At 68.9% G+C, this 12,896-nt stretch carries 9 protein-coding genes; 3 read left to right on the forward strand and 6 right to left on the reverse strand.

Going from position 1 to position 12,896, the window contains the following annotated elements:
* Positions 1–45 precede the first annotated feature (45 nt).
* Positions 46–1,773 (reverse strand): acyl-CoA dehydrogenase, encoded by a 1,728-nt coding sequence (locus tag FKO37_RS41915; protein WP_238607960.1) that lies wholly within the window; start codon positions 1,771–1,773, stop codon positions 46–48.
* A 12-nt stretch (positions 1,774–1,785) separates the two neighbouring features.
* Entirely contained in the window at positions 1,786–3,114 is a 1,329-nt protein-coding gene (locus FKO37_RS41920; RefSeq protein WP_238607961.1) for a serine hydrolase, read from the reverse strand.
* Positions 3,115–3,392: 278 nt separating this feature from the next.
* On the opposite strand from FKO37_RS41920, the gene FKO37_RS41925 reads away from it, so the two are divergent.
* Entirely contained in the window at positions 3,393–4,925 is a 1,533-nt protein-coding gene (locus FKO37_RS41925) for a DEAD/DEAH box helicase (RefSeq protein WP_238607962.1), read from the forward strand.
* Positions 4,926–4,984: 59 nt separating this feature from the next.
* On the opposite strand, the gene FKO37_RS41930 is transcribed toward FKO37_RS41925, so the two are convergent.
* The 4 genes from FKO37_RS41930 to FKO37_RS41945 all read right to left on the reverse strand — a co-directional run bounded on the left by FKO37_RS41930 (position 4,985) and on the right by FKO37_RS41945 (position 10,378).
* A complete protein-coding gene (locus FKO37_RS41930; RefSeq protein WP_051728877.1) occupies positions 4,985–5,311 on the reverse strand; it encodes a hypothetical protein in 327 nt (108 codons plus the stop codon).
* A complete protein-coding gene (locus FKO37_RS41935; RefSeq protein ID WP_238607963.1) occupies positions 5,308–5,700 on the reverse strand; it encodes a hypothetical protein in 393 nt (130 codons plus the stop codon). The genes FKO37_RS41930 and FKO37_RS41935 overlap by 4 nt, the downstream gene beginning before the upstream one ends.
* Complete coding sequence (locus FKO37_RS41940) at positions 5,697–6,062, reverse strand: hypothetical protein (RefSeq protein ID WP_238607964.1); 366 nt, start codon at positions 6,060–6,062, stop codon at positions 5,697–5,699. Before FKO37_RS41940 ends, FKO37_RS41935 begins: the two co-directional genes overlap by 4 nt.
* An 83-nt stretch (positions 6,063–6,145) precedes the next feature.
* Positions 6,146–10,378, reverse strand: coding sequence for a hypothetical protein (locus tag FKO37_RS41945; protein ID WP_238607965.1), 4,233 nt, complete (start codon positions 10,376–10,378; stop codon positions 6,146–6,148).
* A 347-nt stretch (positions 10,379–10,725) separates the two neighbouring features.
* Here FKO37_RS41945 and FKO37_RS41950 point away from each other — a divergent pair, with 347 nt between their 5' ends.
* Both FKO37_RS41950 and FKO37_RS41955 read left to right on the forward strand, forming a co-directional pair.
* Positions 10,726–11,262, forward strand: a complete 537-nt coding sequence (locus FKO37_RS41950) for a hypothetical protein (RefSeq protein ID WP_238607966.1) — start codon at positions 10,726–10,728, stop codon at positions 11,260–11,262.
* Between the two features lie 189 nt (positions 11,263–11,451).
* On the forward strand, positions 11,452–12,843 hold the full coding sequence (locus FKO37_RS41955; RefSeq protein ID WP_238607967.1) for a tachylectin-related carbohydrate-binding protein: 1,392 nt from the start codon (positions 11,452–11,454) through the stop codon (positions 12,841–12,843).
* Positions 12,844–12,896 lie beyond the last annotated feature (53 nt).

A 12,896-nucleotide genomic window follows, 5' to 3' on the forward strand; every position in this document is an offset into this window, starting at 1 on the left:
AACGGCCTCCCGAACTGCTCGGGAGGCCGTTTTCGTTGTCTTGGCTCAGGGATTCATCTCGTACGCGCCGGAAAGCTCGCGCACCTTTTCCCACACGCGACCGAACCGCTCGTCGTCCACAACCGGCTTCCGCAGCCCGGCCAGCGCCAGCTCCTGCTGCTTCTCCGTGGAGCTCGACTTGCCGTGCAGATCGACCGCGGCGACGCTGAAGTCCTGCACCAGCACCGCGAACAGCTGGTCCAGCACGTCGTCTGACACGCCGGTCAGCTCAGCCTGCTCCAGGATCAGCTGCCCGTACACGACGAGGGTGAACAGTTCGGTCAGTGCGAGGCCGAAGTCCAGGTCTTTCTGCTGCGCCTCGTCCGGCGTGGCTTCGGAAAGCAGCCGCACCAGCACGCCTGCCTGCTCGGTGAAGCGGGCGACGTTCGGCAGGTGCTTCGCGTTCTCGTACGCCGGTTTCCAGTCGTGGAACCGGATCTTCGACAGCCCGCGCGCCGGGCCCTGCCGGAACAGGAAGTCGTCGTCGGAGGCGTCGTCGCGGGTCGGCACCGCCGGGTATTCCTGCGGCGCGAACAGGTACGCGGGCATGAACTTCGCGATCAGCGCGAGGTTCACCGCGACCGTGCCCTCCAGCTTGGGCAGGCCGTCGATGTCGTTCTTGGCCATCGCGAGGTAGGTGTCGGCCTCGAAACCCTTGGCCGCCACGACATCCGCGACCAGCCCGATCACCTTCTGCGCCTCGGTGGTCACCTTCATCTTGGTGATCGGGTTGTACAGCAGGTAGCGGCGGTCCTGCTGGTTCGCCGAGCGGAAGTAGTCGATCGCGCGGTCGGAGAACAGCTTCATCCCGGTCAGCCGCGCGTACGCCTCGACGAATTCGCGGCGCACGTGCGGGAAATCGGTGACCGGGTTGCCGTACAGGATCCGGTTCTGCGCGTGCGTGATCGCCTCGTACAGCGAATGCGTCGCCATCCCGATGCCGCCGAAGCACAGGTTGAACTTGCCGATGTTGACCGTGTTCAGCGCGGCGCTGAAGGCTTCCGCCCCGGTGTGGAGGATGTCCTCGGCGCGCACCGGGTAGTCCTCGAGCCGGAACTCCGCGACGTACATCTGCGACGGCACGATGTTCTTCACGACGTGGTAGTTCGGGTGCTCGGAATCGGCGTAGAAGAACACGTACTGCTCGGGTCCTTCGACGCCGTCGATCCGGCCGAACACCGAAACGGTGCGCGCGCAGTTCCCATTGCCGATGTAGTACTTCGACCCGTTCGCGCGGTAGCCGCCCTCGCCGTCCGGGGTGAGCACGAGGTCGGACGAGTAGATGTCCGCGCCGTGCTCCTTTTCGGACAGTCCGAACGCGCCGACGCCGCCCTCGGCCAGCGCCTCCGCGGCACGCTTGCGCGCGGCCGCGTTCCCGCTCTGCCACACCGGTCCGAGGCCGAGGACGGTGACCTGGAACGGGTACCAGTAGTTGAGCCCGTAGAAGCCGAGGATTTCCGCCAGCGCGGCGATCCGGCTGGTGTCCCAGCGCTTGTCCGGGTCGCCGGCGGAATCCGCGGCCGGGGTGAGGAACCTGGCGAACAGGCCTTCCTTGCCCGCGAACTCCAGGAAGTCGGCGTAGAACTCGCGGTCGTGATACGCCTGCGCGAGACGGCGTTTGCCGCGCGCTTCGAACCAGTCGATCGTCGCCCGCAGCAGCCGCTGGGTCTCCGGGTCGAACTTCCGGGCGTCGTAATCGCGCGGGTTCAGCAGCGCTGTCGCCGTTTCGCTCATCGCATCTCCAGGTCAGCCGATATTACTGCCCGGTAACTTTAGCGCGGTGCGGCCGCCGAACTCCACCGCATCCACCCGGCCGTGGCCGTCGCGCCGGAAACGGGCGCTCGGCCTGCTGGTGTCGGAGGCGCGGGCGAGCACGTCGTCGTCGACGAAGACGACCTCGAACGGCGGCGCGGAGAGGATGTCCGGATCCTCGGTGTCGAGGATCATCTGCGCCCAGAGCGAGCCGTCGCGTTCGGTGATTTCGAAGATCAGCGAGCCGGTCCGATACCGTCCAGGGCAGTCGCCCGGGTCGACTGCCCGGGTCGGACGACCGCCCGGTTTCGGCAGGTCAGCCACGTTCTCCAGGCACCAGTCGACGATCCGCGGGCCGAGCGCGCCGCCGCCCGCGCTGTTGGTGAGGACGGTGACCGCGAGGTTCTCGCTCGGCACCATCACGAACTCCGACAGCTGCAGGTTGCTGATGTTGCCGCCGTGCCGCACCACCTGGGCGTCGCCGTGGCTCAGCCGCAGCCAGGACAGCCCGACCTCCTCGAACGGCAGCGCGCCCGTGCGCTGCGCGGCGTGCATGAGGCGGCGGGTCTCGTCGCTCAGCACGTCCGCGCCGGTCAGCTGGAAACGAGCCCATTTCAGCTGGTCGCGGGCGGTCGACCAGAGGCCGCCGGCCGCGGCTTCGGCCCGGGAGATGCCGACGGTGTGCGCGACCGCCGGGCCGTCCTCGCGCAGCGCGTGCCCGACCGCGTGCCGCCGGGTCAGCACCTCCCAGGGCTGGAAGTACGAGTCGGTCATGCCGAGCGGTTCGAGCAGCCGGGTGCGGACCAGGTCCTCGTAAGTGCCGCCGGACACCGCCTCGGCGACACGGCCGGCCAGCAGGAAGCCGGCGTTGCAGTAGGAGAACACCTCGCCGGCCGGGAACACCTGCGGCAGCTCGGCGAACTGCTCCACGGCGCGGGCGAGCGCGTCGTCGCCCCATCCGGTGTCGACCTCGATGTCGCCGAGGAAGCCGGACGAATGCGTGAGGAGGTGGCGCAGCGTCACCGTCTTGGTGGCGAGCGGGTCGGCGAGCCTCAGCTCCGGGAGGTACTCGACCACCGGCCGGTCCAGTTCGAGCACGCCGTCCTCGACCAGCACGAGCACCGCGGCGGCGGCGAACGTCTTGCTGGTGGAGCCGATCATGAACAGGGTGCCGTCGTCGACCGGCGCTCCCGTGTCCACACTGGACACTCCCGCGGTCAGCAGGGTTTCCGTGCCCTCGTGGAAAATTCCGGCCGAGACGCCGGGAACTTTCGCTTCTCGCGCCCATTCCGCCAGCAGTCCCCGGAGTTCGTCTGTGCTCATGCGGCCAGCCTCGCACCCGCGTGCGCGGCGGCGATGGTGGAAACGGACGAACATCGCGCGCCCGCTTCGTCGGTTCGCGCGTGGCGGCCTGCGGGCGATATCACGTAGCCCGCTGGATCTTGGGACGGTATAGTGGGCGATGCGGTCCGCTCAGTTCTGCCTCGGACCGCGTTTCACTGTTGTCGACGACCACGCGCCGCAGCCACCCGAGGCCGCGCCGGGCAGGACAACCGCGCTACGTACGGAGATACGGGACGCTGTCGCGTCCGCACCAACCCATGACGACTTTCACCGAACTCGGCCTGCCCAAGACTCTTGTCGACGCGCTCGCCGCACAGGGCGTCACCGAGCCCTTCCCGATCCAGGCCGCCACGCTCCCGCACACGCTCGCGGGCCGTGACGTGCTCGGCCGCGGCCGCACCGGCTCCGGCAAGACCTACGGCTTCGTGCTGCCCGTGCTGGCCCGCCTCGCCGCCGGGCCCACGCGGCGCCGCCCCGGCCGTCCGCGGGCGCTGATCCTCGCCCCGACGCGCGAACTGGCCACCCAGATCGAGGCCGCGATCGTGCCGCTGGCGCGCCCGCTCGGCCTCAAGGCCACCACGATCTTCGGCGGCGTGAGCGCGAACCCGCAGATCACCCGCCTGCGCGACGGCGTCGATATCGTCGTCGCCTGCCCCGGCCGGCTCGCCGACCACATGCGCTCCGGCGAAGCGAAGCTGGACAAGATCGAGATCACCGTCCTCGACGAGGCCGACCACATGGCCGACCTGGGCTTCCTGCCCGAGGTCCGCCGCATCATGGCGGCCACCCCCGAGCGCGGCCAGCGCCTGCTGTTCTCCGCGACCCTCGACAACGGCATCGACGTGCTCGCGAAGCGCTTCATGAACGACCCGATGCTGCACAGCGTCGACTCGGCGCAATCCCCGGTCTCGACGATGACGCACCACGTGCTGCACCTCGAGGAAACCCACCGCCTGCCGGTACTGGTCGACCTGACCGCGGCTCCCGGCCGCACCCTGGTCTTCACCCGCACGAAGCACCGCGCGAAGGCCCTCACCCGCAAACTCGTCGCGAGCGGCGTCCCCGCGGTCGAACTGCACGGCAACCTCGGCCAGAACGCGCGCACGCGCAACCTGGAAGCGTTCTCGTCCGGCACGGCGAAAACCCTGGTGGCCACCGACATCGCCGCCCGGGGCATCCACGTGGACGACGTCACGCTGGTGATCCACGCCGACCCGCCGGTCGAGCACAAGGCGTACCTGCACCGCTCCGGCCGCACCGCACGGGCGGGCGCGTCGGGCACCGTGGTGACCCTGATGACCGACGAGCAGGTCTCGGACGTCCGTGCGCTCACCCGCAAGGCCGGGATCTCGCCGACCACCACACGGATCTCGCCGACGCACCCGCTGCTGGCCGAGCTCGCCCCCGGGGACCGCTCGTTCACCGCTTCGCCGCGTCGCCCCGTGGTGGACAACCGCCCGAAGACGGTCACCGCCTCCGGTGCCGCACCGGGCACCGGCCGCCGCCGCGGCGCCCCCTCGGAAAACCGAGGCGGTCTCGGCGCGCGGACTGGATCGCAACCCCGCCGCTCCGGCGGCCGCGGCGGACCTCGACAGGGCGGCGAGGCCCGTTCCACGGAACGGCAGCCAGGCCAGGCCCGCCGGGAAGACCAGCGCCGCGGCACGGGCACCGGTCGACGCGGCGCGGAGGGCGCTGGGCGTCGCGCTGCCGGCGCCGACCGTCGCGGATCGGGCCAGCCGCCGCGAAACCGCCGCAACGGCTCGAGCGGACGGCGTCAGTCAGAGTCCTGAGTTGTGCACTGGGCGGGTCGGAGATCAGGTCTCCGGCCCGCTTTGCTGTGCGGAGGAAATCAGGCGAACCAGTCGCCGATGTCCTTCCACTGGAAAGCTTCTTTCCAGGAGTCGTCGTCGGCAAGCCATCCCACGATGGCGGCGGCGACCTTGTCCCGCGAGACAGTCAGCGTCTGGTAATGACTGGTCGGCTTCCCGTCCCGGTATTCCAGCTGGTACACGCCGTTGTCGCGAAGCCACACCTGAATAAAGACGTTGTCCGGATCGGAGTCGCTGGCCACGACTGCGTTCCCATCCCGTGCCATCGCTTCCAGCACGGCGACGACGTTGTCCTCGGCCACGTCTTTCACCTGGACGCCGTTGGACGCCCGCAACGTCGCCTTCACCGCACCGGCCCGGGATCCGCCCAGAATTCCTTGATTTCGTCCGTAATGCCGTAATCCTGCGGGATTTCCAACGACAAAGCGTACGGATAATCCTCCGCACGAATGCGGCGACGCTCCTCCTCCGACAACTCCGGCAGCTTCTTCCGCCGAGCCCGCGCCAATTTCCGCGGCTTCCCGTCGTGCACGCACACCGCGCCGATCGCCAACGCCTTGCAGAACATCATTCCCGCGCCGGAAGGCGTCGACGGGCCGTTGTGCGAGACCCAGCCAGCGATGCAGCCCAGCCGAAGCAGTTCGTCGTCGGTACACGAAACGACCCACTCCGCCGCGGTGTCCTCGCCGTACTCGATAAGGTATCGTCGAATAAAGCCTCTTGTTGCCGAGATCATGCACGCCCCGGACGCCGCGCCTGCTGCCAAAACGACTTGAATTCCTCGGTCACCCCGTAAAAATTGCCTTTTACCGCCAAGTCACGCGAACTCGGAGAACCGGAAAAAGACAGTTTCAGAGCTTCCTCCCTGGACAACTCCGGGAGCTTCCGCCTCCGGGACCTGGCGAGCTTCCTCGGATGCCCGTCATGCACGAAAACCGCGGCGATCGAGGAGGCAGCCACCGGCGTGAACCCAGGCTCGGGCAGGCAGCCGGAGGGGTCCGACAGGAGCCAGTCCGCGACGCCGCACACCCGATGGAAGTCGTCGTCCTCGCATCCGGAAACCCACTCGGCCACCGCCTCTTCGCCGTACTCGGCCAACCCTCTCGAGACCAGGGCCCGACTCGTCGAAAACATGCTGCCCACCTTGCCCGAATCCGCCGCGGCCGCCCGGTCCTACCGGGTCAGCCGCCGACCTGCTTCAACTCGACGTCGACGATAGCAAAGCCAATCGAATTTCCGATGCCTCTCGCGACATTGCCCGCTGTGACCCAATTGTCGAACCGCTTCTGCGCAGTAGTCTTTTTCGCGTTGCCGCTCTTGATTTCCAGCCCGCGATAGCGGCCGTTCCCGAGATCGACCGCACCGTCGTAGACCCGGATTTGGTCGCCGTTCCCCTTGGTGTACACCCGGCCACGGACAACCTTGAATCCATCCGCCTCGAGTGCGTCCCACACCGCCTTCTCCGCGTCCGCCCCGACGTTCGTCCCGTCGGTTCCCGCGAACTTGCCGTCCGACGTCCGGATCGAGCCGTCGTCGTAGCGGAAGATTCCCGGTTCGACTTCTTCGATGCACTTGGCCCCGTTGTGCACCAGAATCGGCGTCTCGCCGGCCAGCACGTAGAACGTGTGCGTGGTGTTGATCGCCAGGTTGTACGTCCGGCTGTTCGCCGTGTACCGGCGGCTGTCGATCAGCCGGGCATGGCCGTCCCCCGGCGTGTCGAGTTGGTCGCCGGGACGCAGGTCGGCCGCGGCGGTCCACGCATGGGCACCGGTGTTCCAGATCAGATGGTGCGCGGTCGACGTGATCGTCCGGGGGCCGGCCGGGGTGTCGATGCGCAGGTCGACGAAATCAGTGTCCGTGTCGGTGACGCTGATGTGCGCCACCGTGTGCTGCTGCCGCGTCGCGTCGTCGGGGCGGGCGTTGGTGATCGCGTCCCCGACGCGGACGTCCTTGATCGGCTTCGCCGACCCGTCGGCCATCAAGACCCGCGTCTCGGGCGTGAAGCTGTTCAGCCCGCACAGCAACGGGTTTTCCGACAGCTCTTGCGCCACCCTGGCCATTTGCGCCGCTTCCGCGACCGCCTCAGCGGCTAGGTCACCGGCCTCGCCGGCCGCGGCGATGGCCCGCGAGGTCACCGTGTCCAGCGCGCTGCCCATGGCCGCGTCGAGCAGGTCCCCGGCGAAGATCTCGCCGAGTCCGACCCCGTCCGCCAGGTCGGCGACCGCCCCGCCCAGGAGTTCGACCAGGTCGCATTCCGGGCAGGCCAGTGCGACCAAGCCCATCAGGACGAAGCCGCCGTACTCGGAGAGTTCCTGACCGGAGCCGTCGAACGGCCGGGCCGCGAAGTTGGAGCTCAGCAGGTTGTGCGGGTCGAGGCAGCGCGCGGTGTCGGCGCTGCCTGCCGGGTTCATGTTCCGGCAGACCTCTTGCAGGTGCGCGAGAATGCGCTCCTGGTCGGCCTTGCTGCCGGAGAACAGCAGGTTGCAGTCCTGGTTGTTCAGGTAGAGCAGCGAGTCGTGCGACCGGTACTGGTCTCGGCAGGACGCTTGCCGGTCCTGGATCGCTTGCTGTTTCTCCGCCTTCGCCTTGGTGGCGACGGCCTCCCAGGCCTGCTGCGCGGCGACCGCGGCATCGTGGGCGTCCTTGCCCGCGTCGACCGCCATCTGATGCGCGGTCGCGGCTGAATCCGCTGCCTCGCGGGCATAGTTCGCGGCTACCTGCGCGGAATGCTGCGCCCAGGCCGCCGAGCGGCCGGCCGCGTCCGCGGAAGCGACCGCGGAGGCCGCTGCCCGGGCGGCGGCGTTCGCGGAATCCTGCGCCTGCTTGGCGGACGCGGCTGCGCGGTCGGCTGCAGCCTGCGCGGTCTTCGCGTAGTCCGCGGCTTGGGCGGCGGCCGCGTTGGCCTCTTGTGCGTACCTGTTCGCGTCGTCCGCCGCGTTACGGGCGCGGGCGGCTGCGGCCTGCGCTTCATTGGCGTCGTGAGTCGCGTTCGCGGCCGCGCGGGACGCTTGGGCCAGCAAGGAATCGATCGCAGCGTTGTGCGCGGCAGTGTTCTGGTCGCGCCGCGCCGCGCTGTACTGCCCGACGGCCAAGAACTCGTGGGCCAGGGTCGGCGGTCCGTCCAGCGCGGCCTGCGCTCCGGCGGCCACCTCGCGCTGCCCGGCGTTCCGGGCACCGGAGAGGACCTGGTTGACCTTGACCTGGTCGTCGATTCCGAGAGCCGTGTACTGGCCGGCATCGAGGAAGTCGCGCAGAGCTTTGTCGGTGTTCGCGTCCAGCGCCTTCTGCGCGTACTGGACGACGATCGTGCGCCCGGCCGTGCGAGCGCCCGACATGATCTGGTTGACCTGCAGCGCGTCGTCCTGCTCCCGGCCCGCGTAATCCCGGCTGCGCAGGAAGTCGCGCACCTGAGCGTCGCTGCCGGCGAGCGCGGTGTTCGCCGCGTTCTGGAAACCGGTCGTCGCTGTTTCGCACAGTTGCCGGAGGATCGACCGGTCGTCCTGTCCGGCGGCGGCCTGCACACCGGTGGTGACGAAGTCGATCGCCTCGTCGTCGGTCGCGGCGAGCGCCGCCTGCGCGGCCGCCTTCGTCCACTGTCCTCCGGTGTCGGCCAGGGTCAGCGCGACCTTGCGCGCGTCGGCGAGCACCGTGGCCCGCGGAGCGCCTGCCGCCGTCGCTTCGGCGATCAACCGGGTGGTTTCCGCGTCCCAGGTACTGACTTGGTCGACGTCCCACCGCTTCGGTTTCGGCTGTGCGGCGTAAGCGGCCAACGCTGATTTGGCGGCGTCGTCAGCCGTTTGGCTGGCCTGCGCGATCCGGTCGTCGTCCGCCTTGCGCGCGGCTTGCGCGATGTGGATGGCCTGGTTCGCCGCGGTGACCGCCGCGTTCGCGGCGGCTGTCGCGGCGTTCGCGTGCTCGGTGGCTTTCTTCGCCGCGTCCGCTGCCTCGCCCGCGTGTGCCGCCGCGTCGTCGGCCGCTTGCGCAGCGGCGTTCGCGTCGAGGGCAGCCGCGTGCGCTGCGTTCGCAGACTGATCAGCGGCATCGCTCGCCTGGTGTGCCCACGACTGGCTCGCGTTCGCCGCCGAGACGGCGCGGGCCGCCTGCGCGCGAGCCGTCGCGGCCGCGGCTTGCGCCTGACGTGCGTCCGCGCCTGCGGCAGCAGCGTTGTTAGCGGCATCCGTGGCGGCAGCGGCAGCGTTGCTTGACTGCAGTGCAGCATCGTGTGCAGCGGCACCCGCGTTCTCCGCCTGCTGCGACGCCGTCCGCGCCGCGCGGGCAGCACCAGCTGCTTTCTCCGCACCTACAGCGGCATCGCGCGCGGTCTGCGCGGCATTGCGCGCGACGTCCGCGTGCTCCTTATCGAGCGATGCCTGCGCAGCTGCGTCGTACGCATTCGACGCAGCTTGTCCCGCGCGGGAAGCCGCCGCGGCAGCACGAGACGCCGCCGCGGCCGCAGTGTGTGCGGCGCGCGAAGCAGCGTTCGCGGCCCCGATCGCCTCTCGAGCGGTGATCGCGGCCTGGTTTGCGGCGTACGCAGCCTGCGAAGCAGCCTCGGTTGCCTGACCGGCATGTCCCTGCGCGGCCGCCGCTGCGTCCTTGGCGGCTTGCGCGGCCTTCGCTGCGGCAGCCGCTTCGGCGACTGCGCGGTCGGATTCCTGTTTCGCCAGCTGAGTTTGGGTCGCGGCCTGCGCGGAAGCCGAGTTGGCAGTGGCGACGAGGTCGGCGATGGTCGCTGTTTCAGCGTCGCGAGCTTGCGCGACCGGAAGATCGATGGCCAGGAACTGGGTGAGGGCGTCGTCGGTGTTGGCGTCCAGCGCCTGCTGCGCGGCCTTCTTCACCTCCGGCCCGCCAGCCGCCATTTCCTGGTTGACCTGGACCGCCTGATCGGTCCCGAACGGAACCTTCCAGCCGGTGGAGAGGAAGGTCCGCAACGCCTCTTCGCTGTTGGCGTCCAAGGCTTTCTGAGCGGCCTGCTTCAGCTGCGGCCCGCCCGCGGCCATCATCTGGTTGACGCGCAGCGCGAGGTCGTTCTCGTGCGCGCCTTCCCAGCCGGTGTCGAGGAAGGTTTCGAGTGCGTCGTCGCTGTTGGCGTCCAGTGCCTTCTGCGCGGCCGTCCGGGTCGCGACACCGCCGGAGGACATCAGCTGGTTGACGTGGATGCTCCGGTCGATGGACGCGTCGACATCCTTTTGCGCGGTGAGGAATCGCGTGACGTCCGCGTCGGAACCGACCAGCGCGACCGCCGCGTCCCGTTTGGTCGCCGGACCGCCGAACTGCCACAACCGCCAGGTCTTGGCCCGATCGGTATCCGTGCTGCCCGCCGGCGCGGCGGAAGCCGCTGCTCGCGGCGCCTCGGCCGCGACGGCCGGGGCCTGCACCGTTCCCGCGGCCAAGGAGGCGGTCAAGAACGTCATCAGAGCAGCACGAAAGCGGGCTTTCGCCGTACGCATCGATTCCCCCTGTGAAATGCCACGCGATCCCCGGTGACCGTCCGATCACCACGCGTCTCCGCCCGAGACTAGCCAGCCGCGAGCACCCGCGAGCGATTTCGAATTCATAAAGTTACCAACCGAAACCCGGTCAAGAACACTTTACGATTCCTTTTCCAAAATAATAGAAGTGAACCGCATCACATTCTTGCTAACACCGGGGCCGATTCCACCGAAAAACGCGCGCCAGGATCGCCGGAACCAGTACGCCGAACCGGGTTCACTACTCGCTTTGCCACGGTTTATTAGTCCGCAAGGGGGAACCTTTGAGCTTGTCGACCCGAACGAAGTCCAGCATCGCGGTCGTCGCCTCGGCAGCGGTGTGCGCCGCCGCCGCGACGACCTTGACCCTGGGCACCGGGTCCGCCGCCACCGCGGAGGACCAGCAGCCCGCGATCGTCGAGGACTTCCATTACCCCGGCGCGGACCAGATCCTCGCCGACTACCACGTCCAGCTGCTCTCCGGCGACGGGCACATTCTGTTCGCCGCCTGCCCCTCCGGCCCGGACACGGTCGGCCTGATCCAGGTCCGGACCAGCGAGCCGGTCGGGCAGGGCAGCGACGGCCGGGTGTGCTTCCACGTCATCGCGCCGACCGGTCATCTCACAATGAAAATCCCGGCCGTCTATTCCATCCGCGGCGACGGGATCAATTCCGGGGCGGGGCACAAGGTGCGCGCGGAACTGACCACCGACAGCGGGCAGCACAGCACCGTCGACGTTAATCCGAGCGGAACGACGCAGGTCGGAGTCGGAACCAATCCGCCCGGCGCGCCGACCACCTTGCTCCAATTGGACGCTTCCTCGTGATCGAGCACCGTCGAGCGGAAACTGTTTCTCCGGCCGTTTCCGCTCGACGGTTCCGGCAGCCAGGAATAACACTCCCGCTCACCGGAACATCCGGTAATGGCGCGGTCCCAAGATCGATAGCGTTGCCGTGACTACTCCCCACGCCTCCGGCTGGCCGTCGCTGCCTCGGCCGCAGTCGCGGCAGGCCTGGTGATCGTCCCGCCCGCGGACGCCATCAGCGGCGGAACTCCCGTCCCCGACAAGGCTTTCGACTTCGTCGTTCGCGTCGCCGCCGATGGGCACGGCTGCAGCGGCGTTCTCCTCGGACCGCAGTGGATCGTCACCGCCAGCGGTTGCGTGCCAGCCGGTTCCGGGACACCGGCAAGCCCGGTCACCGTCACGGCAGGCGCTGCCACGGCGAAGGTCGCAACCCTGATTCCGCGACCGGATCGGGATCTGGTGCTGGCCAAGCTCGCCACCCCGATCGCCAACGTCACCCCGATCTCCTTGGGACGGACCGCGCCGACAGCGGGCGAAACGCTCACCGTCGCCGGCTTCGGCCGCACCTCCGACACTTGGGTTCCGGACAAGGCCACGACCTCGCCGTTCACCACCGCGTCGGTCGCTGCCACCGCCTTCGGCCTCACCAACGCCGACGGGCACGACACCTGCCTCGGCGACGCAGGCGGTCCCGCGATCCGCACCACGGCGAACAACACTCCCGAGCTCATCGGGATCAGCTCGCGGTCGTGGCAGCACGGCTGCCTCGCCGTCACCGAAACCCGCCAGGGCAGCGTCGAAACCCGCACCGACGACCTCGTCGACTGGATCCGCGCGCAGGCGCCCGAGCTGGCCATCCAGTGCCGGACAACGGTTCCGCTCTTCGCCGTCACCAGCGACCTGCAGCTCTACCCGCATCCGAACCCGACTGACGGCGGTCCGATGGATCCCCGCCAGTCCACGATCGGCACCGGCGGCTGGAACGGCTACGTCCGGCTCCTCGCCGGACCCGACGGGCTGCTCTACGGCATCCGCGCGAACGGCGACGTCTACCGCTACCAGTGGAACGGCACCGGCTGGACACCCGACTCGCGCACAGTTGTCGCCACCGGCTGGACCGGGTTCGACAACGCGGCCAACCACAACCGCATCACCATCGACAGCCGCGGCGACATCTACGTCGTCAACGCGGACGGCTCGCTCTCCCGCCGCCGCTACGACACCGCCGCCAAGACCTGGTCGTCCGAAACCCTCGGGACCGGCTGGAATTCCTACAACCTCATCACCGGCGGCGGCGACGGCGTGCTCTACGCCCGCAGCACCGACGGCTTCCTGTACCGCTACGCCTGGGACGAGGCCGGGCACAAGTGGGCACAGGAAAAGAAGCTCGTCGGCAACGGCGGCTGGAACGCGTTCACCCGCATCACCTCCGCGGGCGCGGATGTCCTCTACACCGTCACTGGCAAGGGCGAACTGCGCTGGTACCGCTATCTGCCCTACAGCGACACCTGGTCCCCCGGCCCGACCGTGATCGGCGACGGCGGGTGGCAGCAGTTCTCCGACGTCGAGGCGCAACGCAATTCCTGCACCTTGGTTCGTTAGAACAGGATCGCCGTGCCGTAATTCCCTGTGCGGCGCGGCGATCCTTCCCTAAG

The sequence above is a fragment of the Amycolatopsis sp. Poz14 genome (genome assembly GCF_006704225.1).
In the GTDB taxonomy this organism is placed as follows: domain Bacteria; phylum Actinomycetota; class Actinomycetes; order Mycobacteriales; family Pseudonocardiaceae; genus Amycolatopsis; species Amycolatopsis nivea.